This is a genomic window from Quyinboa mangrovi (assembly GCF_042219825.1).
GTDB lineage: Bacteria > Bacteroidota > Bacteroidia > Bacteroidales > UBA5342 > JBHJHP01.
Map to the genome: position 1 here is coordinate 204,613 of NZ_JBHJHQ010000004.1, position 26,510 is coordinate 231,122.

Annotated in this window: 25 protein-coding genes; 17 read left to right on the forward strand and 8 right to left on the reverse strand. The window is 37.0% G+C overall.

Annotated features, from left to right (window positions below):
- Positions 1–13: 13 nt before the first annotated feature.
- On the reverse strand, positions 14–511 hold the full coding sequence (locus tag ACE1ET_RS09665) for a YciI family protein (protein ID WP_375728191.1): 498 nt from the start codon (positions 509–511) through the stop codon (positions 14–16).
- Between the two features lie 178 nt (positions 512–689).
- Between ACE1ET_RS09665 and accC the strand changes: the two genes are divergently transcribed.
- The 3 genes from accC (at position 690) to ACE1ET_RS09680 (ending at position 4,372) form a co-directional block, all read left to right on the forward strand.
- Entirely contained in the window at positions 690–2,201 is a 1,512-nt protein-coding gene (accC, locus tag ACE1ET_RS09670; protein ID WP_375728192.1) for an acetyl-CoA carboxylase biotin carboxylase subunit, read from the forward strand.
- Between the two features lie 10 nt (positions 2,202–2,211).
- Complete coding sequence (locus ACE1ET_RS09675; RefSeq protein ID WP_375728193.1) at positions 2,212–2,715, forward strand: biotin/lipoyl-containing protein; 504 nt, start codon at positions 2,212–2,214, stop codon at positions 2,713–2,715.
- A 115-nt stretch (positions 2,716–2,830) separates the two neighbouring features.
- Positions 2,831–4,372, forward strand: a complete 1,542-nt coding sequence (locus ACE1ET_RS09680; RefSeq protein ID WP_375728194.1) for an acyl-CoA carboxylase subunit beta — start codon at positions 2,831–2,833, stop codon at positions 4,370–4,372.
- Positions 4,373–4,674: 302 nt separating this feature from the next.
- Here ACE1ET_RS09680 and ACE1ET_RS09685 read toward each other — a convergent pair whose 3' ends face one another.
- Both ACE1ET_RS09685 and ACE1ET_RS09690 read right to left on the reverse strand, forming a co-directional pair.
- Positions 4,675–4,866 (reverse strand): cold-shock protein, encoded by a 192-nt coding sequence (locus tag ACE1ET_RS09685; RefSeq protein WP_375720276.1) that lies wholly within the window; start codon positions 4,864–4,866, stop codon positions 4,675–4,677.
- Between the two features lie 146 nt (positions 4,867–5,012).
- Complete coding sequence (locus tag ACE1ET_RS09690; protein ID WP_375728195.1) at positions 5,013–5,891, reverse strand: hypothetical protein; 879 nt, start codon at positions 5,889–5,891, stop codon at positions 5,013–5,015.
- A gap of 336 nt (positions 5,892–6,227) precedes the next feature.
- Between ACE1ET_RS09690 and gdhA the strand changes: the two genes are divergently transcribed.
- The 11 genes from gdhA to ACE1ET_RS09745 all read left to right on the forward strand — a co-directional run bounded on the left by gdhA (position 6,228) and on the right by ACE1ET_RS09745 (position 14,955).
- Complete coding sequence (gene gdhA / locus ACE1ET_RS09695) at positions 6,228–7,559, forward strand: NADP-specific glutamate dehydrogenase (RefSeq protein ID WP_375728196.1); 1,332 nt, start codon at positions 6,228–6,230, stop codon at positions 7,557–7,559.
- A gap of 438 nt (positions 7,560–7,997) precedes the next feature.
- Positions 7,998–8,546 (forward strand): ORF6N domain-containing protein, encoded by a 549-nt coding sequence (locus ACE1ET_RS09700; RefSeq protein WP_375728197.1) that lies wholly within the window; start codon positions 7,998–8,000, stop codon positions 8,544–8,546.
- A gap of 304 nt (positions 8,547–8,850) precedes the next feature.
- Positions 8,851–9,726: a hypothetical protein gene (locus ACE1ET_RS09705; RefSeq protein ID WP_375728198.1), complete on the forward strand. Its 876-nt coding sequence runs from the start codon at positions 8,851–8,853 to the stop codon at positions 9,724–9,726.
- A 123-nt stretch (positions 9,727–9,849) separates the two neighbouring features.
- Positions 9,850–10,452, forward strand: coding sequence for a hypothetical protein (locus ACE1ET_RS09710; RefSeq protein WP_375728199.1), 603 nt, complete (start codon positions 9,850–9,852; stop codon positions 10,450–10,452).
- A gap of 57 nt (positions 10,453–10,509) precedes the next feature.
- Positions 10,510–11,094 carry a hypothetical protein gene (locus ACE1ET_RS09715; protein ID WP_375728200.1) on the forward strand — a complete coding sequence of 195 codons (585 nt, stop codon included), beginning with the start codon at positions 10,510–10,512 and terminating at the stop codon, positions 11,092–11,094.
- Positions 11,084–11,485: a hypothetical protein gene (locus ACE1ET_RS09720; RefSeq protein WP_375728201.1), complete on the forward strand. Its 402-nt coding sequence runs from the start codon at positions 11,084–11,086 to the stop codon at positions 11,483–11,485. The genes ACE1ET_RS09715 and ACE1ET_RS09720 overlap by 11 nt, the downstream gene beginning before the upstream one ends.
- A gap of 157 nt (positions 11,486–11,642) precedes the next feature.
- Positions 11,643–11,918, forward strand: coding sequence for a hypothetical protein (locus ACE1ET_RS09725; RefSeq protein WP_375728202.1), 276 nt, complete (start codon positions 11,643–11,645; stop codon positions 11,916–11,918).
- A 123-nt stretch (positions 11,919–12,041) separates the two neighbouring features.
- Positions 12,042–12,536: a hypothetical protein gene (locus tag ACE1ET_RS09730; RefSeq protein ID WP_375728203.1), complete on the forward strand. Its 495-nt coding sequence runs from the start codon at positions 12,042–12,044 to the stop codon at positions 12,534–12,536.
- A 6-nt stretch (positions 12,537–12,542) separates the two neighbouring features.
- Positions 12,543–13,280, forward strand: a complete 738-nt coding sequence (locus ACE1ET_RS09735; protein ID WP_375728204.1) for a hypothetical protein — start codon at positions 12,543–12,545, stop codon at positions 13,278–13,280.
- Positions 13,281–13,363: 83 nt separating this feature from the next.
- Positions 13,364–13,633 carry a hypothetical protein gene (locus ACE1ET_RS09740; RefSeq protein WP_375728205.1) on the forward strand — a complete coding sequence of 90 codons (270 nt, stop codon included), beginning with the start codon at positions 13,364–13,366 and terminating at the stop codon, positions 13,631–13,633.
- Between the two features lie 416 nt (positions 13,634–14,049).
- Positions 14,050–14,955, forward strand: coding sequence for a hypothetical protein (locus ACE1ET_RS09745; protein ID WP_375728206.1), 906 nt, complete (start codon positions 14,050–14,052; stop codon positions 14,953–14,955).
- A 458-nt stretch (positions 14,956–15,413) separates the two neighbouring features.
- On the opposite strand, the gene ACE1ET_RS09750 is transcribed toward ACE1ET_RS09745, so the two are convergent.
- Together ACE1ET_RS09750 and ACE1ET_RS09755 are read right to left on the reverse strand one after the other, a co-directional pair.
- Positions 15,414–17,030, reverse strand: coding sequence for an ABC-F family ATP-binding cassette domain-containing protein (locus ACE1ET_RS09750; protein ID WP_375728207.1), 1,617 nt, complete (start codon positions 17,028–17,030; stop codon positions 15,414–15,416).
- Between the two features lie 235 nt (positions 17,031–17,265).
- Positions 17,266–18,255 carry a T9SS type A sorting domain-containing protein gene (locus ACE1ET_RS09755; RefSeq protein ID WP_375728208.1) on the reverse strand — a complete coding sequence of 330 codons (990 nt, stop codon included), beginning with the start codon at positions 18,253–18,255 and terminating at the stop codon, positions 17,266–17,268.
- 474 nt (positions 18,256–18,729) lie between these two features.
- Between ACE1ET_RS09755 and ACE1ET_RS09760 the strand changes: the two genes are divergently transcribed.
- The 3 genes from ACE1ET_RS09760 to ACE1ET_RS09770 all read left to right on the forward strand — a co-directional run bounded on the left by ACE1ET_RS09760 (position 18,730) and on the right by ACE1ET_RS09770 (position 24,504).
- Positions 18,730–20,664 carry an LTA synthase family protein gene (locus ACE1ET_RS09760; RefSeq protein WP_375728209.1) on the forward strand — a complete coding sequence of 645 codons (1,935 nt, stop codon included), beginning with the start codon at positions 18,730–18,732 and terminating at the stop codon, positions 20,662–20,664.
- Between the two features lie 177 nt (positions 20,665–20,841).
- The gene (locus ACE1ET_RS09765; protein ID WP_375728210.1) at positions 20,842–23,607 is read left to right on the forward strand and encodes a phosphoenolpyruvate carboxylase; all 2,766 of its coding nucleotides are present in this window, start codon (positions 20,842–20,844) and stop codon (positions 23,605–23,607) included.
- 219 nt (positions 23,608–23,826) lie between these two features.
- Positions 23,827–24,504, forward strand: a complete 678-nt coding sequence (locus tag ACE1ET_RS09770) for a hypothetical protein (protein ID WP_375728211.1) — start codon at positions 23,827–23,829, stop codon at positions 24,502–24,504.
- Between the two features lie 81 nt (positions 24,505–24,585).
- Here ACE1ET_RS09770 and ACE1ET_RS09775 read toward each other — a convergent pair whose 3' ends face one another.
- The 3 genes from ACE1ET_RS09775 to ACE1ET_RS09785 are packed head-to-tail and all read right to left on the reverse strand — an operon-like array spanning position 24,586 to position 26,375.
- Complete coding sequence (locus ACE1ET_RS09775) at positions 24,586–24,900, reverse strand: hypothetical protein (RefSeq protein ID WP_375728212.1); 315 nt, start codon at positions 24,898–24,900, stop codon at positions 24,586–24,588.
- A 5-nt stretch (positions 24,901–24,905) separates the two neighbouring features.
- Positions 24,906–25,748 (reverse strand): alpha/beta fold hydrolase, encoded by an 843-nt coding sequence (locus ACE1ET_RS09780; RefSeq protein WP_375728213.1) that lies wholly within the window; start codon positions 25,746–25,748, stop codon positions 24,906–24,908.
- Positions 25,749–25,808: 60 nt separating this feature from the next.
- Positions 25,809–26,375 carry a Crp/Fnr family transcriptional regulator gene (locus ACE1ET_RS09785; protein WP_375728214.1) on the reverse strand — a complete coding sequence of 189 codons (567 nt, stop codon included), beginning with the start codon at positions 26,373–26,375 and terminating at the stop codon, positions 25,809–25,811.
- Positions 26,376–26,510: the final 135 nt, after the last annotated feature.

The window sequence follows — 26,510 nt, forward strand, 5'->3', positions numbered from 1 at the left end:
GTGTCTATACAATCTATATATCCTTCATCGCAATACGCTGATGTATTTCAGGCAGTTCCTGTATTGCTGCGGAACCGTACCACGGGTGTAGTTCCATAATCAGTCTCCCGGATTTTACAGCCGGATCCGTTTCTGTTAATTCTCTGGCCGCTTCAATGGATTCCACATTAAAAATATAAATACCTCTTAATTCACCATTATCTAAAAAGGGACCTGCCATTACAAGTACACCCTTTTCTGCCAGGCGTTTTATATTATCAAGATGAGCACGCTGAATTGCTTTGGCTTCATCGTCGGACTGGCTTCTGTTTGGACCTGATTTTAAAAATACCATTACATATTGCTTCATGCCATAATCATCAGCCTGGAGTTTTTTAGCGAGTACAGAGTCTTTTTCAACGACTCCGCTTTCGTTGTTTGTGCTGTTTTTTGAGGTGTTATTGCACGAACTTATAAAAATTGTTAAAATCAAGACGTTGATTGTGAGGAGGATAGATTTTATTTTCATCATATACAGTTTTTTATATAAAAACAATTACTACTTTTAAATGTTCTTACTGTGTTTGGGTTCGCCCGATATTGATGTGTTTAAGAACTTTGGGACAGAACAATTATATTAATCAGATGTTTTACTCTAAGGTAATTCAAAAGACTACCGGTAGATAGAGATCGTCTTTAAAAATCAATATATGGACATAAAGAAAGTCTTAATTGCTAACCGGGGGGAAATTGCAGTTCGAATTATCCGTTCCTGCAGAGAGATGGGGATTAAAACAGTGGCTGTTTATTCTGAAGCAGACCGTAATTCATTGCATGTCAGGTACGCTGATTATGCATATTTTTTAGGCCCGTCACCCTCAAACGAGAGTTATTTATCAATCACTAAAATTTTACAGGTTGCCAAAGATTCCGGTGCTGATGCTATTCACCCGGGTTACGGTTTTTTGTCTGAGAATGCAGAGTTTGCCAAACGATGCAGGAAGCAGGGGATTATTTTTATTGGTCCTTCCGCCCAGGCTATTTCAACGATGGGTGATAAAATAACGGCCCGTCAAACCATGATCAATGCAGGTGTTCCGGTTGTTCCGGGAACTCAGAAAAAGATTGTGGGCGAAAAGGATGTAAATAAAGTAGTACAGGAAATCGGATTTCCGGTTATGGTAAAAGCCTCTGCCGGAGGTGGTGGAAAAGGGATGCGTTTGGTACGTAAGGCAGAAGACCTGTTATCCGGAATTAATGCAGCAAGGTCGGAAGCCAGTGCTGCTTTTGGCGATGACGCTGTTTATATTGAAAAATATATTGAATCACCTCATCACATTGAGTTCCAGGTAATGGCAGACAGTCACGGAAATGCCATTCATCTGTGTGAACGTGAGTGTTCTGTTCAACGCCGCCACCAAAAAGTGGTAGAGGAGACACCTTCTCCGTTAATGACACCTGAATTAAGGGCTCAGATGGGTGAAGCTGCTGTTGCTGCGGCAAAAGCCGTGAGCTATGAAGGCGCAGGTACCATTGAATTTCTGGTTGACAACAGTGGTAACTACTTTTTTCTTGAAATGAATACCCGCCTTCAGGTGGAGCATCCGATTACCGAACGTGTTGTAGGTGTTGACCTTGTTAAGTTGCAGATTCTTGTGGCTCAGGGAGAAAAATTACCATACACTCAGAATGATATTAAGCAAACTGGCCATGCGATAGAGTGCCGAATATATGCAGAGGATCCGGATAACAATTTTATGCCAAGTCCGGGATTAATAAAGCATATTACTGAACCGAAAGGATTAGGGGTACGTACCGATGGCTATGTTTACGAAGGATACGAAATACCCCTTTTTTATGACCCGATGATCTCTAAACTGATCGTTTGGGACAGAACTCGTGAAGATGCTATTGCCCGTATGAAACGGGCTCTTCACGAGTATAAAATTACCGGGGTTAAAACCTCAATCGGTTTCCTGAAACGAATTATGAATCATGAAGATTTTAAAAAAGGAAACTACGACACCCACTTTATCGACAACAATATGGATGAACTGATGCAAACAGAAGGTGGAAGCCATGAACGTTGCAGGGACATCGCCGCTATTGTTTCTCTGATTGATTATCACCGTAATCTGGCAACTTCGGAAAATAAGCTGAAGGATGATACAACCAAAAAGTGGATTGAGTTCGGACGTAAAATGGGTGTGATTCGCCTCTAATTTGAAGGTTATGGAAGTAAAGATCAATAATGAATTAATAGATGTAAAAATCGTCAGTATCAAGGGAAACATGGCCACACTATCCGTTGATGGCCGTGAGTACGAAATTGATATAACGATGGTGGAACGCGGCGTTTATTCGTTGCTGCATAAAAATCATTCCTATAATGTGGAACTCATACACGGCAGTGAATCGCGTAAATACATGGTGAATACGCAATACCGTTCATACAACGTTGAGATTGTGGATGCGCAGACCAAATACCGGGAGAACAGGAACAAAAATCAGGGAATTGACGGTGCCGGTTCGGTATCCTCACCAATGCCGGGTCGTGTGGTTAAACTTCTTGTTAAGAAAGGTGATAAAGTGAAAGCCGGACAGCCGGTGATCATCGTTTCTGCCATGAAAATGGAAAGTGAGTATAAGTCTGGTATTGATGGTGAAGTGAAAAAGGTCATGGTTAAAGAAGGTCAGACAATAGAAGGTCACCAGACGTTAATGGAGATAGAGTAAAAAGTTGTAAGTAAGTCATACGTTGTGAATCAGTGATAGTAACCTGTAACAAATCACTTCTTGATACTTGATGCTTGATACCTGATTCTTAAAGAAAAATACATAAAATCAGATTATGTCAGAACTTGAAAAGAAATTCAAAGAGTTTGAAAAGCGTAGTGCAGAGGCTGATTTAGGCGGTGGTGTTGAGCGCATAGAAAAACAACATGAGGGTGGTAAAAAAACAGCCAGGGAAAGGTTATCCGATCTTTTGGATCCGGGTACTTTCGTAGAAATCGATAAGCTGGTAACGCATCGTTGTGCCCAGTTTGGAATGGAAAAAACCAAAATTCCTTCTGACGGTGTCATTACAGGTTATGGAAAAATAGACGGGCGTTTAGTTTATGTATTCGCTCAGGATTTTACTACGTTTGGAGGTACTCTCAGCCGTGCCAACGCCGACAAGATCGTCAAATTACAAAAAATGGCCCTGAAAATGGGTGCTCCGCTTCTGGGCCTCAACGATTCCGGAGGTGCACGCATACAGGAAGGCGTACAAAGTCTGGCCGGTTATGCCGATATCTTCCAGCTGAATGTGAAAGCATCCGGTGTTATACCGCAGATATCCGCCATTATGGGCCCATGTGCCGGTGGTGCAGTATATTCGCCTGCACTCACAGACTTTATCATGATGGTTCGTGATACAAGTTACATGTTTGTAACCGGACCGGATGTTATCAAAACGGTTACACACGAAGAAGTGACCAAAGAAGATCTGGGAGGTGCCATGGCACACAACAGCAAAAGTGGTGTGGCCCATTTGATGGCTGAAGATGATGTTCAGGCCATGATGTTGCTGCGCGACCTCTTAAGCTTTATTCCATCCAATAATATGGAAGAAGCACCTGTTGTTCCAACAATGGATCCGCTTGACAGGGAAAGTGAATTGTTACAAAACCTTATTCCGGCTGATCCGAATAAACCATACGATATTAAAGAACTGATCACCGAAGTGGTGGATGAGAAGAATTTTCTTGAGATTCAACCGCATTATGCGCAGAATATCGTTATTGGTTTTGCCCGTTTCAATGGGCGGAGCGTGGGTATTGTAGCTAATCAGCCCGCACATCTTGCAGGAGTACTTGATATTGATTCATCCGTGAAGGGTGCACGGTTTGTACGCTTCTGTGATGCCTTTAATATTCCTATTGTCACATTTGTGGATGTTCCTGGTTTTCTGCCTGGAATGTTGCAGGAATTTGGTGGGATCATTAAGCATGGAGCAAAACTTTTGTATGCTTTTGCCGAAGCCACAGTGCCTAAAATTACTGTCATTACGCGTAAAGCCTATGGAGGTGCCTACGATGTGATGGCGAGCAAGCATATTGGAGCCGATGTTAACTATGCCTTTCCTACAGCGGAGATTGCTGTGATGGGGGCCGACGGAGCAATCAATATTCTTTACAGGAATAAGATTAAAACCAACGAAGACAGGGAAAAAGCTATTAAGGAATATAAGGATACGTTTGCAAATCCTTACAAAGCTGCTGAACTTGGTTATGTGGATGAAATAATTCTTCCCAAAGATACCCGTCTGAAACTGATTCAGGCGCTGGATATGACTAAAACAAAGAGTGACGGTAATCCACCTAAAAAGCACGGTAATATACCGTTGTAAGTTTGGTGCTAACGATATAAAAAGCTGTTCTTCAGAACAGCTTTTTTATTTGGCATGGAGCTGTTAATTTGAAAACTCAGGAACAATCCATTAGTCCATTGTTGTATTCGGTTGAGTAAGTTTAATATTGTCCTCCTTTTTTTAAAAGGAGGTGTCCGTCAAATGACGGGCGGAGGATTTTGGATATACTTAATATGTCGTTTTTTAATCTCCTAATCTCCACTTTAAATCGTTTTTTAGGCACAAAAAAAGGCTGACCGACGGTCAACCTTGGAAGTCCTTTTATATTTGGATCAATAATATTAAGCAAGCTTTACATTAACTGCATTTAATCCTTTTCTTCCTTCCTGAAGATCAAATGTTACTTCATCATTTTCTCCAACCTGATCAACCAGGCCAGATACGTGTACAAAATACTCTTTGTTTGTTTCTTCATCTTTAATAAAACCATAACCTTTAGAATCATTAAAGAATTTTACAATACCTTTATTCATTACTTATTTTAATTAAAATTTAGGCAAAGGTAGGATTAAAAACCGGTTATAAAAGAAAAAAATGAGATTATTTAAAAAAATTCTAAAAAAAAGATCCTTAAAGTAATCTGTTTGCTCTCAGTATATTAAACTATACTTCCTAATAATCAACTTAATTCGAATACTGCCTGTCCGATAAGATAACCATCTGCGAATACGTCAACACGATATTCTCCCTCGAACAGAAACTCCTCAATCTTCCAGTATCCACATACCTGCATGGCTTCACCTTCGTACTCTATAACCCGCATAATGGAATAAAGAATATCCTTATCCTGATACTTAAAGGTGTTATTTGAATCTTTTATAAGGACCTCATTATTGGGAGCCGTAATTCTTAAGTACACAGGTTTTTCCCCAACAGGTGTTGTAATGTTCTTGCTCAGATTAAAACAAATTTCAATTTTTACTGCCTTACTCAGTCTTCGGGTTGTTCTGCTTCGGTCATTCAGCATCTCAATACTAAAATCAGTTGCTTCCAGCTGAGACGCAATTTCCACCTTTTTCACCAGTGTTTCTTTTTCTTCCTGCAACTTATTTACGGTCTGTGATGCCTCTTCATAGCGCTGAACTACCTTTTTGTTTTCTTCCCGCAGTTCCTGATTTACCTGGCTCAGGGAATCTATCTGGAATACATAGTGCTTCATTACTTTACGCATGGTTGAAAGCTCCTTTTTGTATTCTCTGATTTTATAAGCATTTGTAGCTTTAACGGTTTCCAGTTCTTCCATCAGCTGAACCACCTTTTGGCGTTCAATTTCAAGACGCAGAATCATAGAATCGGTTTGCGGCATCAGCGAATCATATTGAAATGCAAGTTCCCGGTAGTCTCCCAGAAGAGAATCCTTTTCAATGTTAAACGATTCCTCCATCTGATTCATCTGGTTGTTCTGTATAAAAAACATGACTAAAACACCTGTGAGTATTACCGAGATTACCACCACTAAAGTGATCACAAATTTCTTATCCGTTAAGCTTATGTTCATATGATTCTGTTCTTTGCGAATTTGTCTTGTGTCTTATGTCTATTATCTTAAGTCTTAAAATAATTTTCCACAAAAATATACCTTTAAATCTTTATTTGAAACGGAAACGGCTTTTAATAATTGTAATCTGATCCCGATTTATTAACAGTTTAGCTTTCGTCGTAACGTTTACCTGTCAATTAAGAACCGATTAATCGGTAAATGTTCCGGTTAACGTAATTTGATGCTGTTGTTTTTATAATTAATATCCTGATCCATAAAGTTTTCCGGGCTGATAAAAATCATTCAGAAAGCGTGGTGTTTTTTGTTCATTTATAGAAATATAAATCAAAAACTATGAACACCGAACAAGTTTTAAAGAACCTCATTGAAAAAAATCCAGGTGAGGTTGAATATCACCAGGCAGTACGTGAAGTACTGGAGTCTATTGAAGAAGTGTATAACAAAAACCCCCGTTACGAAGCAGCCAATATTATTGATCGGATTACCGAACCGGACAGGATCCTGATGTTTCGTGTGCCCTGGCAGGACGATCGGGGTAAAATTAATGTGAATCGTGGCTATCGTATTGAGTTTAACAGTGCGTTGGGCCCCTATAAGGGTGGTTTACGCTTCCATCCTGAAGTTAGCCTGGGAACCTTTAAGTTTCTTGGATTTGAGCAGATCTTCAAAAATGCTCTGACTACCTTACCTATGGGAGGTGGCAAGGGTGGATCGGATTTCGACCCGAAGGGTAAATCTGACAACGAGGTTATGCGTTTTTGCCAGAGTTTCATGACAGAATTATACCGTCATATCGGTCCCAATACGGATGTGCCAGCCGGTGATATTGGCGTGGGCGGGCGGGAGATCGGTTTTCTGTTTGGTCAGTATCGTCGTCTGGTCAACCGCTTCGAAGGCGTGCTCACAGGAAAAGGAACACACTGGGGTGGAAGCTGGATCAGAAAAGAGGCAACCGGTTACGGTTTAGTGTATATTACCGAAAAGTTCCTGGAAGAACATGGTACTACCATGAAGGATAAAATAGTAACAATTTCCGGTGCCGGAAACGTGGCCATCTACGCAGCCGAGAAAGTACAGCAACTGGGAGGTAAGGTGGTGACAATGTCTGACTCAAATGGCTGTATTATAGACATGGACGGTATTGACCTGGATCTTGTAAAAGAAATAAAAGAGGTGCGGAGAGGCCGGATTCTTGAGTATTGTGAGACAAGGACAAAAGCTCAGTACAGCGAAGACCGCAATGATGTTTGGAAAGTAAATACAGATGTGGCATTGCCGTGTGCCACACAGAATGAGCTGGACCTGGAATCTGCCAGGATTCTGGTTAAAAACAATTGCAGTATTATTGCAGAAGGGGCTAATATGCCAACCACCCTGGAAGCTACCAAATATTTTCTGGAACAAAAAGTTGGTTTTATTCCGGGTAAGGCAGCCAATGCTGGTGGTGTAGCCGTTTCAGGACTGGAAATGTCGCAAAATGCCATGAAGCTGATGTGGATGCCGGAAGAGGTGGATAACCGCCTGAAGCAGATCATGCTGAACATTCATAATGCCTGCGTGCAGTACGGAAAACAAAGCGATGGTTATATCGACTACGTAAAAGGTGCTAACGTGGCTGGTTTCTTCAAAGTCGCCAACGCCATGCTGGATCATGGGCTGGTGTAATCAGTGAAACTGTCAATTCAGAATCATTAATTATAATGTTCTGAATTGACATAGTTGAACTGATCCCGACAACGTAGTTCGTCGGGATACTAATAGGTACACAGTAATTTGCTCGGCGTAGCTTTTAAGCTACGTCGTTTTTAACAACTAAGCCCATGGCGTAGGCTGGAGCCGACCCCTACACCAAAAATGTGGGTTGTGAAACGGCCAATTCAAATCATGACATTTTTTGTGAGAAGACTCCGTAGGAGTCAAATATTGGTAGTCCGGGGTAACACCGGGGGATTAAAAGATCATGTAAATCAAGGCCGGAGAATGCAACTCCAAATGAAATGAGAACCCGTCAAGGCCGCATATATTCTGTTAATGAAATATTATTTTGTATTTAGGTTTTTGTATATTTATGTAATTTGTTGAATATTTTATTACCCATTAGCCATGTCAAATATTATTATACCACTTGAAACAATAGCCACTAAAATACTATTATTGAGGGACGAAAAGGTTATTTTGGATATTCATTTATCAGATCTGTATGATGTTGAAACAAGAGTCTTAAAACAAGCTGTAAGAAGAAATATTGAACGATTCCCTTTAGATTTTATGTTTGAATTAGAAGATGATGAAATTGAATTACTGGTATCACAAAATGTGATACCTTCCAAAAAGATACTTGGAGGGGCAAGGCCGTTTGCATTTACCGAAACAGGTGTCGCAATGCTATCCAGTGTTTTAAAAAACAAAAAGGCAATAGATATTAACATTGCCATAATGAGGACTTTTATAAAATTGAGGAAAGCATTAAATGATAATACAAAACTCATGAGACGACTGGACGACATTGAGTACAAGTCTGCTGATCACAACAAAAAAATAATGCTGATATTTGAATATTTAAAACAGTTTGAAGAAGCAAAACAAAAAGAAATTAATATTTCCAAAAGGAAACGTATTGGGTTTAAAACATATGATAGTCAGGAAGAATAAGCGAATAAAAAATCTGCACCTGACTTGAGAATACGAAAGATTAACGTAATTTTTCAGATCTTATTTGTAAAAAGACTTCGTAGGAGTCAAATATTGGTAGCCAAGGGTAACACCCCGTGATTAAAAGATCATGTAATTTAAGGCCGGAGAATGCAACTCCAAATGAAATGAGAACCCGCCAAGGCCGCATAAAGTTCTGACATATGAAATGTTGAAATATTGGGTTGTTTTTGTATATTTACTTTGCTGTTGAATAATAAAAGACTCTGAAAGGACATTATGAAGTATTCTTAAAATTATTAATGTGAATAGAATTGCCCCCATTATTACGCTCGTATTGTTATTTGGAATTCTGAATAATGCAAGTGCTCAGAAATCAGAAAAGCATCTGAAAATAAATAAAATAAAGGAAATTGATTCAATTAATAATTATATAGTTCATAATAATATCATTGACTATACAGATATAGCATTACTATCAAAAGATGAAAAGAATCATTTAAAAAGTGCATCCTTAAATGATGTTTATATAAGGACTTTTAATACTAAAAAAATATCTCCTGATAATAACTGTTTTGTGGCTTATTTCGAGGGAGAAGCTCCCTCAAAATATATCGGTTTTTTTAATAAGGATGGGGATATACTACATATCAGCGAAGTAAATATTGAACCTGTTGTCAATTTCTCATCTAATAGTAACTTTTTGGTTGTTTTCAGTTTTTATCAAAATGTCTTTTTTTGTTTCACCAATAAAGGGGAGCTTATATTTAAAGGTTTATTTGACCAAATTTTACCTGATGCTGATATCATTCATAATGCTTTTGTTGATGATACGGGTAAATATTTGCTGGTTAGTTCATCGTATATGTTGCATATGATAGATCTGTCAAAAGGAGAAATTTTATGGGAAATAAAAACAAAGTCCAGGAGAGTAATAAATTGTCATTTTAATTCAAAACTTGGTATTGTTGCTACAACTGCACTATTAGCTGATAAAGACATGATTGATAAAGAGGATATTTTTAATCTTGAGTTTAGGTCAATAAAAAATGGGACAGAAAAGGGCAGAATTCCAAATGTCTCCAAAACTATCGTAAAAGGTAAGCATATTCTGGCCAGATCTAATAATAAATGGTATGACTATGAAGCGATATGGGATCCTGATGAAATGATCAAATGAGCTATTACATTGTATATATTCTTTGTTGTTGAAAATCAACTTATGAAACATTCAAATATTTTTATTCTGTTTGTTTTTTTTAGTGTTCATAGTTTTGGATCTATCCCGGTTAAGGTTTGTTGCATGGATACCATATTCTCTGATAATTATGACTATAAGGCCATAATTAAGCCTCTTGGCTGTAGTTTTGGTGGATGTTTTGATACTGAATATTATGAGCAACATGAAGATAGTTTATTGTCAAGATTTCCTGAAATTAATAAACAATTTATTGTACTGTTAAAATCCGGAAAGGACGGTTTATATGAAAATATTAAACAAGTTGAAATTGATCCCTCGGATGTTTATCTTCTAGGTAATATATATGCTACATCATATTTTATAACAAATAATGCGAAATATTTTGTTGTAGAAAAAATAATGAATCATGGGGCGCATTTAAATATAGTTTGGTACGTATTTGAAACGAATGGTGCAAAAGCTAAACTTTGTTCAGTTAATAATGGGGATTTTTCATTTATGCTCCAGAATCTGATTTCAGTAATGCCATATGATCAAAAACGATTCTCTCAGGATTATAATTTAAAATATAATAAAAATGAAAATTTGCCTTTTAAATTACAGACAATGGTAAAGAACGAAATGACATTTAAGGTGAAATTCTATGATTCTCAAAAGAAAAGATATATAAAAAGAAAGGCTGTAATTCACTTTGAAGATTTTTAGGATATAAAAAACAGATAATTTAGATATTGAATTGGAATGATTGTTGAAAATGAACACATGAAATTCAGACTTATATTTCAAACTGTAGTATTAGTGCTTTTGCTTGTTGGATGTGATCAAAACAATACAACAGACATTAATTTAGAGGGACTTTGGTGTGCAAATTATAAAGATTCTGTTTACGTTGAGTTTATGATAGCTCATGATTCCTTGCACGTTTATGCATGTGATACAACGGGGTTTATGTTAGGAAATCAGTTGTATTCATATGAGTTTTGTCGTGACAGTTTAATTATATCTACAATGTCCTTGAAAGGTGTTGAATTTAATAGAAGAATGTATACAGGAAAAATAGAAATATTAGATTGTAATACATTCCAATCATATGAAGGTTTAGGTTTCGGCAATACAAAAATGGTATTTCATAGGTTTAGCGATGTAACGAACTTTGACGATTATATATATTACAGCACACATTGCATGATACCATCAATTAGAAGGGAGTTGTTTTTGAAGGATTATGGTCATGGAGATGTAATGAAGTTTTTTAATGGTATGGATAGCTTGGTAGAATTCTTTTGGGATATTAATGAAACTAAAATTGATACCACAATAGAAATAATAGAACCGGTTGGATATTGAAATTATGTGGTTTGAAAAAATTATTAAAAATCGGAGTAAAATAACCTTCACATTGGCGGTATTGACAATATTGTATTTCTTTTTTACTCTGGATGAATTTAAACGAAAAAACTGTGACCATGTTTATAACGCATTTTTGGAATCTGAAATAACAGGTGTAGTCATAAAAAAGTATATAGATTATAAAAATCATTCTTTTCCTTTGATAGACATAAAAAGTAATGGTTCAGTTTATTCATTTTCACTACCTATGGATAGGAGCGGATTTTATGAATTCATATTTAAAGGTGACACAATAAATAAGGATGAATATGATAATAAAATCATAGTTAAAAACCCTGAAATGGATACATGTTTTATCATTAAAAACTTTTGTGATAGCTTAAATTAGGTTGGTGTAAAGGGTATCTTAATCAAGGCTGGAGAACACTTCTCCGGATGAAACAAAGTCTATCACGGGTAATTGGAGAAACTTGGATAAGGGAAGTGAAAGATGTTTCATTGAAAAACACATATTATAGTGAAAATGGTATTAATTATTGATGGTTATGATTGGATTTTTTAGCGCTATAATATCCTTATTTATAGTTTTTGGCTCAATTAATAAAATGAAAGAGCATCTGAAAGATGATATTGATGAAAAAAGTCTAAAAAGAATTATTCCTAATCAGAATGATATAAAAATTGTATTTATTTTCCTTGGTAAGATTAGTAATACAACTGATATAAAATTAAAAAGGCAATATCAATGGACTTTCATGCTTTTTTTAATAGGGTTTTTAGGTTTTATTTTTAGTATTTACTTCAATATAAAGTCTTTCTAAAAGCAAGATGCAAGTAGTTTAATTGTTCGGCATAGCTTCTAAACTACGTCGTTTTAAACAACTAAGCTCGCGTTATGAGTTAAGTTGGAGTCTATTAAACTGAAAATATTTAAAGCGAAGAAAATGATTAAGTTATTTTTAATGGGATTCTTGATAGCTTATGCAGCTATTACCCTTATTTCATGTGGTCATAGAACATGCAGTGATAGTGAATTAAGATTCGTAAAACAGGATTCAGAAGGTGATGATTTATTATTTTTGATTAAAAAATTGCAAATTAATTCTGATTATGGATTTGGATATGTACCCCTTGTTTTTGTTCTTGAAGTGCATAATAACTTGAATCATGACCTAAATGTCAGTGAATATTATTATAAGTATTACATTGAAATTGACACAAATTCATTGGAGCTGCGCTATTTTGATTCTGATACCATTATGTTAGACGCTAATGCTAAAAGGTTTTTTAGAGTTGCATTAAAATATGGTTATATGCCTGATTATGTCGAAGACATAAAAAAGCAATTAAATGATCCCGGAAAATTTAAACTTTTTGGAGTAACGGAAATGGATACTGTCATAATCGAAAAATCATCAGATTTTGTTCTTTGTAAATGATTAAATATGTCTTCATTAATATATAGGGGGTTTAAGATTACAAGAATAATATTATTGTTATCATTTGTTTTAATCTATAGTTGTAACAGGAACATACAGTTCAGTAGTAATATTAGTGGGGTGTACCAGAATAGTGAAAGCAATGAAATTATTATGATTCAGGATTCTTTTATTATAACTAATTGGATCCCCTATTGTCTGGAAAAGATACAACTAAGTAATAGAATTTATAAAGTAACTGAGCTAAATTGTTGTTCCGATAATATTAATTCTCACATAGACAGTATTGAAGTACGAAAAAACGGGGTTGAAGTCTATTTTGAAGGATATGCAAGATCATTCTCGAAAGTTAAATTGCTGGCTGAAAAGAATTATATTAGTTCCGTTTCACTAAAAATTATAATAAGACCTTATTGGTTTACATGTCAAGAGTTTACTGTTGTAAATAATGACCATTTAATAATAGATGGTAAAAAATATGGTTTAAGCTATAAGATACCATTTGAGATAATTGATTTATCTAAAATTGAAATACCAAAGGATAAATCATTTCCTCCCCCAGGAGAAACTTATTTTGAATTAGAATTTCAGGAGAGTTCTGGAGTTCTTTCCAAGTATATTTTATATGGTGATTTAACTTATCCGGTTGAGTTGCAAGTTATTGAAATGGAAATATTTTTAAATGCAGTTATTCAACTGTACATTAATGGAGAAATGACACATTTTAATACTGAAACGGAATGAAAAATAGTAGAATATTATTTGTTTTTCTTATTCTTTTATGTGTAAGTTGTAATAGGAGAAAATCATCCGAGGATTATTTAAATATGCCTGAATCAATCGGGATTGAAGAATTATCTCATCTAAAAGAAAATATAATATCATACGATTCTCTTCATGTTTCGTGGAGATTTTTTAATGCCGTTCATTTTAGTAATTTAAAGGTTTATTCAATTGATTCTAATATCAGCAATATAGTTTTTTGTGCCGTTAAGGATAGCAAAAATCAAATCTATTTTTTCCAAGATGATACTTTTTATATATATACCTTAGTTCGTAAGACTCAAATTGATTCAGTTAATATTCTTTTAGAGTAGATCTATTACCCTCTGTTTGCGATGGCGTCTTTGGCTAAGACACCATTTTTATGGATGCATTGCCCTGGGGATATGCTTAATTTGCCTAAAAAGTACAATTATTTTAGCCTTTATGGTTCGGTCAGGATTTTCAATCCCAAGTTATTACCTCAGAAATTAAAGTTAATGAAAATAAAAGCCGGAAAGCATATCTCCAAATGAAATAAAAGCGAATCAAGGCCGCAAAAAGTTCTCACATATGAAATGTTGAGATATTGGGTTGTTTTTGTATATTTACTGACATTGTTGGATGAAACCTTAAAAAATAAACGTTCCACACCATTTGAACCTAGGTGTAAATAAGACAAAGGTGTATATAGTAATAGGTTGGATTATACATTAAACCCTGATCTTTATGAATTTTTAAAATGTTAAAAATGAACACTAATAGATTTTGTTTGTGTATTACTATGATTAATTTTTTCCTATCAGAGAGTTCCAATTCACAGGATTTTGTTGAGGTGCTAAAAGTACCATGGGATACAGTAGGAGGTATTAAGACTGAGGTAGGTTATTCAGAAGTAATAGGACTTGTAGATTTTACAATTCTAAATGATTCTTCAGCAGCTTTGTTATGTAATGTGGATAAAAAAGTAAAGATATATAACCTTATAACAGATACTTTATCATATGAATTTAATCTTGACGAATACTGCGATTATATCGAATATGATGAGACTAATAAATTATTTTATCTGGTTAACGGAGAAGAGGCTTATGTGTTTTCTGTTGATGGTAATTATTTAAGAACAATCCAATATAATCATAATGAATACCTTAGTACTGGTTTGATTATTAATAATGGCCAGGTTTTAATGAAGTGTAATGGTCAACGGTTTATCACTCTGGTTGATAAAGGAAGGGTATTAAATATAGATGAACAAAGTTATACTGTAGAGAGAGGTGAAATCTTAAATGATGGTACTCATATTATCGTTGATGGAAAAATACCACAGGGGGAAGTTGAATTCAATGTTTTTAATGATAAGTTTCGGAAAGATTTCAAAATAAAAACTAAACAACATTCTTTAGGTGTGAAGGTTATAGGAATTATTGACAGCATACTTATTTTTATAGAGTATATTGAGTCATTTGACGGTACAGGTGGGTTTGACTTTAAAGCTGAATTAAACTTTTATTCCCTGATTGACGGTGAAAGGATACACGCAAATATTCTTAAAATTTATTATACAAGTATCAATAAAGAATTTGAATTATTTAATGACAATTTGTATAATCTGATTAATGCCGTTGATGGAGCAACATTATTAAAACTAAGTTAAAAAGATGTAAAGGGTAAAATGGCAGAAAAGGTCAATATTGTGTATCCTTCCAGTTTGAATTATAATTATCATTACAATTACCATCTAAAAAGCTTAAATGAATAACTACTATGTTATCAGGTTGCTTGCATCACAGTTTTGTACCCTTGCTCGGCGTAGCTTTTAAGCTACGTCGTTTTTAACAACTAAGCTAATGAAGTAGGCTGGAGCCTACACCAAAGTTTGATTAGTGAAGCGGTCAATTCAAATGATGACATTTTGTGTGAAAATGACTCCGTAGGAGTCAAATATTGGTAGCCCGGGGTAACACCCCTGGATTAAAAGATCATGTAAATCAAGGCCGGAGAATGCAACTCCAAATGAAATAAGAGCGAATCAAGGCCGCATATTCTGGCGGATTTTTGAAATAATGACTAATGTGTATTCTGAATATTATTGATTTTCAATAATGAAACTAATTACCCTTCATACATCGCATTCCGTCGTTCCCTGATTTTATCATCAGCCAGATAGTCTTCAAAATCCATGTATTTGTCAATAATACCGGTGGGTGTTAATTCAATAACCCGGTTACACACGCTTCGGATAAATTCGTGGTCGTGCGATGCCATCAGGATGTGGCCCGGATAGGTCTTCATATTATTATTAAAGGCCTGGATCGATTCCAGATCAAGGTGGTTGGTCGGATGATCCAGAATAACCATATTGGGCTGTTGCAGCATCATGCGTGAGATCATACAACGCATCTTTTCTCCACCGGAAAGCACGGTGCAGCTTTTAGTAATCTCCTCCCGGTTAAACAGCATTTTACCTAGATACCCCCGCAGGTAGCTCTCGTCGGTATTGGATGAAAACTGACCAAGCCAGTCCAGCAGGTTCATGTCCTTCTCAAAGAATGCCGTATTATCCTGTGGCAGGTAGGCTGTTTTGATGGTTTGGCCCCATTCCACCTGATCAGGCTTTGTTTTTATTTCACCCAGAATCATTTTAAAGAACGTGGTAACCGCACGGTTATCCCTGGAGATAAGCACAATTTTATCATCCTTTTCTACCGTAAAACTGACATCTTTAAACAAGGTTGTACCTTCCAGTTCATATTCCAGTCCTGTTACGGTCAGTATCCGGTCTCCGGCAGGGCGTTCAGGTTGAAAAATGATACCCGGATAGCGCCTTGTTGAGGGTTGAATTTCTTCGATCTTTAGTTTTTCCAGCATCTTTTTACGGCTGGTGGTCTGTTTCGATTTAGCCACATTGGCACTAAAGCGCGAAATGAATTCCTGCAGTTCTTTCTTTTTCTCTTCCGCTTTCTTGTTCTGATTGGCCTGCTGTCTTAGAGCCAGCTGACTGGATTCATACCAGAAGGTGTAGTTGCCGGAAAATGTTTTAAGTTTTCCATAGTCTATGTCCACAATGTCAGTACACACATTATCCAGAAAGTGACGGTCGTGTGAAACGACAATTACCGTATTTTCAAAGTTTGAGAGGTAGTTTTCAAGCCAGAGAACTGTATCAAGGTCCAGATTGTTGGTTGGCTCATCCAGCAACAGGTTGTCCGGATTTCCAAACAGAGCCTGGGCCAGCAGTACTTTTACTTTTAGTTTGGCATCAATATCCTGCATCAACTGATAATGAAATTCCTCTTTTACGCCAAGGCCGCTTAAAAGCATGGCCGCATCGCTTTCTGCATTCCAGCCATCCATAGTGGCAAAATCATCTTCCAGCTTTGCCGCTTTAAAGCCATCTGCTTCAGAAAAATCAGGTTTGGCATAAAGTGCATCCTTTTCCTGCATGATCCTGAAAAGATCTTCATGTCCACGCAATACAGTTTCGAGAACAGGATATCCATCAAACGCATTGTGATCCTGTTTTAAAACAGAAAGGCGTTCTCCCGGGCCCAAAGCTACTGAACCGCGGGTTGAATCCAGTTCCCCTGAAATGATACGCAGGAATGTGGATTTTCCCGCCCCGTTGGCGCCAATTACACCATAGCAGTTGCCGGGCATAAATTTCACATTAACATCGGTGAAAAGGGGAGTTTTATCAAATTGAATGGCCAGATCAGAAACTGTTATCATAATATTTTTATGTGCTCTTTGTTATCGAATCTATTGAGCGCGCAAAAGTAATCAATTAAACCGGAACGGAAAGTTATTTTGAAAAACTACTGAAAAGTGAGAGATAATTAGTTATATCAGTAAAGCAACATGAAAAAGTTTTGAATCGTGAAATTTTGTTTCCTGGTATATTCACGGGCATAAAAAAGGGATAATGCAAACAGCATTACCCCTTATAAGTATTTTAATAAATGAATTACTGAACGATAAATTTACCGGTAACAGTTCTGCTGTCAACTGTTGCTTTAACCAGGTAAACACCTTTGTTAAGATTGGTAACTTCAGCAATGTGGTTTGAAACAATGGGCTTATTAACCAGCTGTCCACTTAAAGTGTACACACTTACATTACTGAGTTTTGCATTTGAAATACGAACTGTTCCATTGTAATTTACAATAGTCAGCTTCGCAGCTTCTGTTTGCACATCATCAATGGCTGTCACCTGATCTGCCATGTAGGCTACAAGGTTAATGAAAACTTTTGCACCATCATCTGCATAATTCCAGTAAGTGGCAGGTTCAACATTATCCTGTCCGTTACCCATATAAGCACGAGGTCCTAATGGGGTACGTCCACTGGCAGGAAGCTCAACATTTGCATCATGCAGTATTAAAAGGATACGATCATCATCTGTTTTTGCCAATACAGTTCCTCCTGCATCACCTGTTTCAGGTGTCAGATTACTGGTATAACCAATGGTCCAGTCAATAGTTGAATTTGTGATTCCTTCAAAAACCGGACTTGACAAATCCTGAATCAGTGCCTGAACTACTTTGGTATCATCAGTATTCTGGTGTTCAGTGCCTCCGGTTACATAACCCAATCTGTCACCTCTGATAACCCAGGGACTTGTGTGAATAACAGGAGCTGTAATTTTTCTGTAGATTTCAGACTGAGGATCATTGATCACATCACCACTGTTCACAGAGCGGCCAACAATAACAACATCCGCTGCATTAAGTGTAGTCAGTACATCTTCGCTTGTAATTGATGAAGCATCAAAAGGTGTAACATTAAAATAATCTCCACCTTTAGCAGCTGTGATTGCATCAATTACGGGTTGTTCTGACTCAATGGCATCACCTGAAGCCAGGTCCGTAACACAAATGTAAACTACATTTTTTTGAGCATTAATTGTCGCAAAAGCCACAATAAAAAATACGATAAGTGTAAAAAGCTTTTTCATAAAATTAGAATGTTTTAGTGATTAGTTAGAATTAGTTAGTGGGCTAATATATAAAAAAAACCTTGTGATTTGAAATTTTGAGAGGCTTTTCAGTCGTTATGTCAAAATTTTTGGCAATCGATTGCTTAAAATGACCCATTTTGACTTAAAATGCACATTGATATTGATTTCGGTGATAAAGTTTCAAGTATGCTCTGAAAAAATAAAATGCCAATATCACATATTTATTTTGACCTGATAAACCGAAGAAAAAGTGAAATGGTCTGACATATAGTAAATATATTTATTTCTATTGGTTTTTACCATTTGCGATAATTTAATAGAAAAAGAATTTACAGTCGGGTTGAGATGATTTGATTTATGAAAAACAAAATCGTTACATCAATAACTTTTAGGTTGAAATGAAACAAATTCGAATTATTTAAGACATCTGAGCTGTTTTAACTACTTTTATGCTGTTGATATTGAACCTATATGAATACGTATTTATTTAAACGATTCCGCATCAGTGGATTTTTTGTTCTGCTGTATCGTTTCGTTATACTACTTTTTTTATACGCCATATGCAGGGTACTGTTTTATCTGTTTAATACAGATATGTTTCAGAATGTCACCCTAGCGGGTTTTGGAAAGATGATGCTTGGTGGACTTAAATTCGATATCAGTGCTATTTTTTATCTCAATAGCATATGGTTTATTTTAGCGATCATACCATTTCCATGGTTGTATAGCCTGGGGTACAGACAATTTCTGAAGTGGCTGTTTGTGATTATAAATGCATTCGGTTTAGCTTTAAATGTCATCGACTTTGAATATTATCCGTTTATTCTTAAGCGAACCACCTTTAGTATTATCGGTAGCTTTAAATACGAAGTCAATTTGTCTAAACTTGCAGGCCGCTTTATAATTGACTATTGGTTTGTGTTTGTCGTTTGGATTATTTTAATCTTTTTACTGGTGTTTTTATATAACCGCGTAGAGCGTAAACCCATCTCATTTAAACGGAAATGGATGGCCTATCCCGCAGGTTTTTTTTGGCTTTTATTATACGTTGCAATAGCGGTAATTGGTATGCGGGGAGGTTGGCGTCACAGTACACGTCCTATTACACTGAGTAATGCAGGAGATTATGTCAGCTCTCCGGAAGAAGTGGCAATTGTGCTGAATACACCTTTCAGTATTATCAGGACATGCGGTAAAGAGACGTATACCCAAAAGAACTACTTTACATCAGATGAACAGATGATCGCCTATTTCAATCCGGTTTATCCTGCTAATGATTCCCTGAAACTATGCGGTAAAAATGTGATGATAATTATATTGGAAAGCTTTTCAAGGGAACACTTTGGTTGTTTTAATGATTCTCTTGAAGGTGAACCGTATAAAGGCTATACTCCTTTTCTGGATTCACTCGCAGGTGAGAGTCTTGTGTTCCCTAATGCTTTTGCCAATGGCCGAAAATCCATCGATGCGCTTCCATCTGTTGTTTCGGGCTTACCTGCATTGGTTTTGCCGTTTGTTCTTTCGGAATACTCTTCGGACGAAGTAAGCAGTATGGCCGGATTACTGAGCCGTGAAGGCTATAATACAACATTCTGGCATGGGGCACCAAACGGTTCTATGGGATTTTCTGCTTTCACTAAAATGGTTGGATTTGAGCATTATATGGGCAAAAAGGAATTCAACGATGACCGGTATTTTGATGGTATCTGGGGAATATGGGATGAACAGTTTCTGCAATTTATAGCAGATAACACAGGGAAAGATAACATACCTTTTCTGAATGTTTTCTTCTCACTTTCGTCTCATCATCCTTACAAAGTGCCTCAAAAATATGAAGGCGTTTTTCCGGTTGGAGATATGCCTCTGCACAAATGTGTGGGCTATACCGATAATGCTTTAAGGCTGTTTTTTAAACGTATATCAAAAGAACCCTGGTTTAAAAATACCCTGTTTGTGATTACAGCAGATCACAGTACAACACCGGTTCACAGGGAATATAAAACCAATGTGAATGCATTTGCCATACCTCTTATATTTTATACGCCTGACGGAAGTTTAAAGGGTGTGGATGAGCGACTGGCACAGCAAACCGATATTATGCCATCTGTATTGCATTACCTTCATTATCCGGGCTGCTATGTGGCATTTGGAGACAATTTGTTTGATAAACAAAGCAAAACATATGTTCTGAATTTTATTGGTGATAACTACCAGTATATGGAAGGTGATCTGGTGATTTATTTCAATGGTAAGAACGTCACATCAGTGTTCAATTATAAAAGCGATCCCTTCCTGAAACACAATATTATATCCACAGTTGATATCACCCGGCAGGAGCAGAAATTAAAAGCTGTTATTCAGCAGTACAGTAACAGGATTATAAGTAATAATCTGATTTGCAGGTAAAAAATATCAAGGGAGAACAACGAATATTACGCAGGTTTTTTCTCCTGGGGTTAAATGGTGTTTTTAATTCTACCGTTTTCTGTTGGATACCGGGTCTAAGGCTAAATGATATTTCCCGGGCGTTTTATGAACTGTTAATATGCTTTTCCTGTTTTGGTACTAAACATAGTTCTCAGCATGAAAAGTGTATTCGAAGAAGTAAAAAGCGCATTGGGAAAACCTTATGACGATCTGAACTATCTCCTTGAATGTGTGAAAGAAGTACTGGAAGAGAGTGGAAAACACGAATTTGTACCCTATATTCCCTGGATCAGGCCAAACGTTAATCCTCCGGAAGATGTACTCCTCAGTAACGATTATATTCACTTATTATCATTAAGTTTTCAGCTGCTTAACCTGGTTGAAGTGAATGGTGCGGTTCAGAGCCGGAGAGCAAAAGAAGAGAAGGAGATGGCTGGCGTAAACGGACTTTGGGCATCAAACTTTAAATTGTTAAAGGAAAATGGGATTACGGAAGATCAGATTCTGGAAGTTTTACCCGATATCCTGATTGAACCTGTACTGACTGCCCATCCAACGGAGGCCAAACGGACAGTTGTTTTAAAAGAATATCGCAAACTTTACCTGTTGCTGGTAAAGCGTGAAAACAAAATGTATACTCACATTGAACAGGAGGATATTCGCGATGAAATCAAGCATATATTACACAGACTCTGGAATAACGATGAGATTTACATTAAAAAGCCAAGGGTGGAATCCGAACTTGATAACATTCTGCATTACCTGACCAGGGTATTTCCTGATGTGGTTATTTTATTGGACAAAAGACTCAGACTGGCCTGGAAAGAGGTTGGTTTTGATCCTGAGAAATTGAAAGATAACGATCTGTTCCCCGGGTTGTCATTTGGCAACTGGGTTGGTGGTGATCGTGACGGCCATCCTCTGGTAACTCCGGAAATCACCAGAATTACTCTGAATCGTTTACGCATACACGCTTTTATCATTGTTAAGAAAGAACTGATTATGCTGGCAGGTAAGCTGAGTATTTACCAGGAAATTAATGGTGTGAGTGAGCAATTTGCTGAACGTATTCATGCCTTGGTACAGGAACTTGATACAGACGGGGTGATGGTTCTGAAAGAAAACAGTTCTGAAATTTTTAAGGCGTATGTATTGCTCATGTTATATAAACTTCCGATTGACGTGGTACATGAGCACAACATTGATTTACAGGACAGGGATAATGCATACAGTCATTCAGGACAGCTTTTGAATGATATTGACTTATTATACCGGGAACTGATGGAGTATGGAATTCCGGAAGTGGCGCATGTGGATGTCGGACGTTTCAGACGTATTTTGAAGATTTTTGGTTTTCATCTGGCTCAGCTGGATATTCGTCAGAATAGTGCGTATCACGAAAAAGCGCTACATCAGATAATTGCTGCCTCCATAGATGAAAATACAGCTGCTTCCGTCATGAAGGATGAAAAAGATAAACGAATCTTTCTAGCAAGAGAACTGAAAATTAACCGACCATTTCTTGTGTCACATTCAGAAGCCGGTAAGGAAGCCATGAATGTGATTGAGACTCTCAAAGTGGTTAGCGAACATGTGAGCCATTATACGAGCCGCTCCATCGGAAAACTTATTGTGAGCATGACCCGTAATGCGGGAGATTTACTTACTGTGTATCTGTTTTTACGTGAGGCAGGTCTGACCCAAAAAGCAGAAAACGGACTTTCAACAATACTGCCCGTTGTTCCATTATTTGAAACTATTGATGACCTTGTGAAAAGTCCTGAGATTCTTGATGATTATCTCAGTCAGGATATTGTAAAGAACAGTTTGAAACTACAGGCTGGTGAAAAGGGCGTGATGATACAGGATGTCATGATCGGGTATAGCGATAGTAATAAAGATGGTGGTATTCTGGCCAGTTCATGGTTTTTGAACCAGGCTCAACGGAAGCTGACGGAGACGGGTAAAAAGCATGGAGTAGTGATCCGGTTCTTTCATGGTAAGGGTGGAACCATAAGCCGTGGTTCGGGGCCGATACACTGGTTCATAAAGGCTTTGCCGCACAATTCCATCCAGGGAAAATTTCGTGTGACAGAACAAGGGGAAACTATTGAGCGAAAATATGCCAACATGGTGAACGCATCCTACAACCTTGAGTTGATGCTGGCCACTGTTTCGGCTCAGACGATATTACACAAATATACCTCTGAAAAGCAGGATGAAATTTCAGAGCTGTTCAGACATCTCGGAGAACGTGGCAGTTATTTTTATCATCAGTTGTTGTCTGACCCTGATTTCCTTCAGTTTTTTTCCGAAGCCACGCCTATTGATGTTATTGAATCGAGCAAAATAGGATCACGACCGGCACGCCGGACAGGTAAACGGTCTATGGATGACCTCAGGGCAATCCCGTGGGTATTCAGTTGGGCCCAGACCCGGTTTAACATTACAAGCTGGTATGGAGTGGGATCAACGCTGAATGAGTTACATAATGAAAATCCGGAAGCATTTTTCAAACTTAAACGATTGGCAAAATATGAGTCTTTTGTGCGGTATGTGCTTACCAACCTGGATTCTAGCCTGGCTGCTACCGACGAAGAAGTCATGAAAAAATATGCAGGACTTGTAGAGGATGAGGTCGTACGTCAAAATATTATGAATAAGATAGTTGGTGAGTTGGAGCTGACCCGGAAAATGTTGTCAGAATTGCTTGGTAAACCAATCAGTGAACGGAGGATGAACCACTTTTATTCTACAATGCTCAGGGCTGATGCATTAAATTCACTGCATGATGCCCAGGTGCAACTGATCAGAAAGTGGCGCAATATAAAAGGTGAGAATACTACGGAGGAAAATGATCTGTTGTTTGCTTTGCTGCAATGTGTAAACGCCATTGCCAATGCATTGGGTTCAACCGGTTGATATAACTTTTTTCTATACTGGGCGCCTTGCAATGCGTGGTGAACAATTCTGAGTTTCAACTCTTAAAATTAAGTACATAAAAGAGTTATTATAAATGACTAACGTGGTCCCTCGTATCAAAAGAGGGGAGTAGGAGATTCTATGTGTATAGTGCTTTATATCTGGCAGGTTTTTTGCTTGTCTGTTAGCTGATAATTCCCGATATAAAAAGTTAACACCATGAAGAAACTCGTACTCTTTTCCTTTTTAATCCTGTTATTTTCAGGATGTGCAACCTACAACAGTTACAAAGCATATCATGCATATAGTGAAAGTACCGGTTTTAATGTATATGTAGATAGCTATGGTAACGACTCTGTTTGTATAGGCAAAACATGTGTTCTGGTGCCTGAAGACACAACCATAATTCCTTATGACCTGCAGTATCTGGAATTTTATAACCAGATCGTAAAGGTATTTAGCGATAAGGGATACCGGATGGTAAAGGATTTAAAAGATGCAGATTATGTCATTTACTTTAAATACGGGATGAGTGTTCCCGATTTTGATGTTACTGAACAACGATTGCCGGTGTGGGCTCCTACTGGCGCTGTAGATTCAGAAGGTGAAGAAGAAATGGAAATTGTTGGTTATCAAACGGTGAATAAAACTAAAACAAAATACCACCGGTATCTGTATTTAACGGCTTACGATATTGCATATTCAAATTTGCATCATCAGCTTAAAGTTGTATGGCAGGCTGAAATTGAAAGCACCGGCGAGATAGAAGATTTTCGACGGGTTTTCCCTGTTTTACTTGCCGGATCAGAAAAGTATATCGGACATAACAGTGGTCAAAAGCAGAAGATTTTGGTGTACGAAAAATCTCACCGTGTACAGGAACTGAGAGCGGATTAATTGTTTTGTAAAAATGAAACAAACGACTATAGTACTGGTCCGTTAGAAATATGTTTTAGTTATTTACGATGTATGTTCATATCAACGGCAATATGCCTGAATTTTATCAATCAATCCTTTTTCGTAAGCTTCTTTTACGGGTTTCCACTCACCAAGTCTGTTTAAAAACAAACTGGCGTAGTTTCTCTGTATCAGAGTGCCATTGAATAAATAATATTTTATCCTTTCTATACCATCTGTATTTTCAACCAGGCTTAGTGCGAAATCCACATACCGTGTTATTGCCAATGTTGATTCAATATTTAAATGATTCATGATGTAGTCAACATCTAATGAATTTCCACTATGCGCTTTATCAATCAATGTTTTTAGTTGTCCGGTAAACTCAAATTTCATTGTAATCAGTTTTTTAAAAATTCCAGTATTTTAGTTGTTTGATCTATCAAAACATGACCTGTGTTTTTTAATACATGACATTGTATATTGTCGACATGCTCTTTTAAGCGCGATGCTGCTTTTTCTGAATTGTAAAAACAGTCGTTTTCACCACCAATAAATAAAGTTGATGCTTTTATTTTGCCAAGTGATTCGTTTGTAAAAACCGGTAATGCACCTGTCCGTGGGGTAAAATACTTCTTAATTAATGCGGCAAATTCAAGAGCCTGACTATCAATTGTCAGGTTTCCATAAACCATTTTATTGAGTTGATTAAATCCCCAACTTCCTGTTAATGATGTAAGAATAATCCATAGAACAGATTTCAGTTTTATCTGCGTTACACCGGCAGTAGCCATTAATATCAGCTTATCTACCTTATCCGGATGATTAATCGCGTAATCCATAGCAATCCATCCTCCAAGAGAGCAACCGATTAATGAAACCTGGTTTAATCCCAGATTTTCGGTAATTGCAGAGATCCAGTTGGAATAATTCTCATCTTTGAAATCTGGTCTGTTTTCTGAGCTTTTTCCGCACTCGCCCGGTATATCGACCGCGAATACATGAAATGTCTCAGATAATATTTTGGCATCATAAGCCCACATGGCCGAATTGGATCCCGTGCCGTGTAATAAAAGAATTGCCGGGTTCACTTTGTTACCGCTTTCTATAATATGTGTTTTTCCTAATTGTGTGTCAATGTAAAACTGTATGGACGGTTGAGTCCATTGTGACAACAGGGAATAATAGTACTTTATAATCTGTTCTTTGCCCTCGTCTGTTTTGTAGATAGATGTCTTTGCCATTTTTATTAATTTTGATTTGGCAAAGTTCAGCAAGGCAAGCGGTATTTTTTTTGATCCAGGTCACAAAAATGAACTTCTTCTGATTCTACTTAATGTTTCCCTTGATACACCAATTACAGATGCAATATGTCCAATTTTAGCTCTTTTAATGATTTCGGGAGCAATTTCCCGCAGGTATTCGTACTTTCCTTTGGCATCTCTTTGATTCAGAGCTTTTGAATGCTTGTCAATATTAACAAATTCACGTTCCATTAAGGTGCTTGTAAAAACTATAAATTGAGGATATCGGGAAAGTTTTTCACTATTGGTTTTTGTAATTCCTATGACTTCTGTATCCTCGCATGCCTGTAGAAATTCGTCAGACGGGGTATTTTGAGCATAACTTTGCAGGGATGTAAACGTTTCATTTTCAGTATGAATCCATGTTGTAATCTCCTTGCCATCACATAAATGGAATTTTCGTACCATTCCCTTTTTCAGGAACCAGATTTTGTTGCAACGTTGTCCGTTTTCAAGGATATATTGGTTTTTTCTGTAGATCTCAATTTCTGCAAGGTCCTTCAGTGCCTGAATAGCCTCATCATTCAGTTTCACAAATTGTGTGATATAATCAATAAGTTTTTGCATGTTTGAATCTCAACCTTAGTTAGAATAATTATAAACCTTTCTTAATGCAATATCTACCTTTCCTGAGTTTATTTTAATAGTATGTATGTTCTGCATCATCTTTATGTATATGGGCAATAGATTAACAGGATTGCA

What these genes read in the sequence shown, in the direction of transcription:
- ACE1ET_RS09785 (WP_375728214.1), bottom strand. Translation starts at nt 26,375, where the DNA reads ATGCAAAAACTTATTGATTATATCACACAATTTGTGAAACTGAATGAT.
- ACE1ET_RS09725 (WP_375728202.1), top strand. Translation starts at nt 11,643, where the DNA reads ATGATTGGATTTTTTAGCGCTATAATATCCTTATTTATAGTTTTTGGC.
- ACE1ET_RS09735 (WP_375728204.1), top strand. Translation starts at nt 12,543, where the DNA reads ATGTCTTCATTAATATATAGGGGGTTTAAGATTACAAGAATAATATTA.
- ACE1ET_RS09775 (WP_375728212.1), bottom strand. Translation starts at nt 24,900, where the DNA reads ATGAAATTTGAGTTTACCGGACAACTAAAAACATTGATTGATAAAGCG.
- ACE1ET_RS09715 (WP_375728200.1), top strand. Translation starts at nt 10,510, where the DNA reads ATGAAATTCAGACTTATATTTCAAACTGTAGTATTAGTGCTTTTGCTT.
- ACE1ET_RS09685 (WP_375720276.1), bottom strand. Translation starts at nt 4,866, where the DNA reads ATGAATAAAGGTATTGTAAAATTCTTTAATGATTCTAAAGGTTATGGT.
- ACE1ET_RS09755 (WP_375728208.1), bottom strand. Translation starts at nt 18,255, where the DNA reads ATGAAAAAGCTTTTTACACTTATCGTATTTTTTATTGTGGCTTTTGCG.
- ACE1ET_RS09700 (WP_375728197.1), top strand. Translation starts at nt 7,998, where the DNA reads ATGTCAAATATTATTATACCACTTGAAACAATAGCCACTAAAATACTA.
- ACE1ET_RS09680 (WP_375728194.1), top strand. Translation starts at nt 2,831, where the DNA reads ATGTCAGAACTTGAAAAGAAATTCAAAGAGTTTGAAAAGCGTAGTGCA.
- ACE1ET_RS09675 (WP_375728193.1), top strand. Translation starts at nt 2,212, where the DNA reads ATGGAAGTAAAGATCAATAATGAATTAATAGATGTAAAAATCGTCAGT.
- gdhA (WP_375728196.1), top strand. Translation starts at nt 6,228, where the DNA reads ATGAACACCGAACAAGTTTTAAAGAACCTCATTGAAAAAAATCCAGGT.
- accC (WP_375728192.1), top strand. Translation starts at nt 690, where the DNA reads ATGGACATAAAGAAAGTCTTAATTGCTAACCGGGGGGAAATTGCAGTT.
- ACE1ET_RS09770 (WP_375728211.1), top strand. Translation starts at nt 23,827, where the DNA reads ATGAAGAAACTCGTACTCTTTTCCTTTTTAATCCTGTTATTTTCAGGA.
- ACE1ET_RS09780 (WP_375728213.1), bottom strand. Translation starts at nt 25,748, where the DNA reads ATGGCAAAGACATCTATCTACAAAACAGACGAGGGCAAAGAACAGATT.
- ACE1ET_RS09760 (WP_375728209.1), top strand. Translation starts at nt 18,730, where the DNA reads ATGAATACGTATTTATTTAAACGATTCCGCATCAGTGGATTTTTTGTT.
- ACE1ET_RS09740 (WP_375728205.1), top strand. Translation starts at nt 13,364, where the DNA reads ATGCCTGAATCAATCGGGATTGAAGAATTATCTCATCTAAAAGAAAAT.
- ACE1ET_RS09730 (WP_375728203.1), top strand. Translation starts at nt 12,042, where the DNA reads ATGATTAAGTTATTTTTAATGGGATTCTTGATAGCTTATGCAGCTATT.
- ACE1ET_RS09765 (WP_375728210.1), top strand. Translation starts at nt 20,842, where the DNA reads ATGAAAAGTGTATTCGAAGAAGTAAAAAGCGCATTGGGAAAACCTTAT.
- ACE1ET_RS09750 (WP_375728207.1), bottom strand. Translation starts at nt 17,030, where the DNA reads ATGATAACAGTTTCTGATCTGGCCATTCAATTTGATAAAACTCCCCTT.
- ACE1ET_RS09745 (WP_375728206.1), top strand. Translation starts at nt 14,050, where the DNA reads ATGAACACTAATAGATTTTGTTTGTGTATTACTATGATTAATTTTTTC.
- ACE1ET_RS09690 (WP_375728195.1), bottom strand. Translation starts at nt 5,891, where the DNA reads ATGAACATAAGCTTAACGGATAAGAAATTTGTGATCACTTTAGTGGTG.
- ACE1ET_RS09665 (WP_375728191.1), bottom strand. Translation starts at nt 511, where the DNA reads ATGATGAAAATAAAATCTATCCTCCTCACAATCAACGTCTTGATTTTA.
- ACE1ET_RS09710 (WP_375728199.1), top strand. Translation starts at nt 9,850, where the DNA reads ATGGATACCATATTCTCTGATAATTATGACTATAAGGCCATAATTAAG.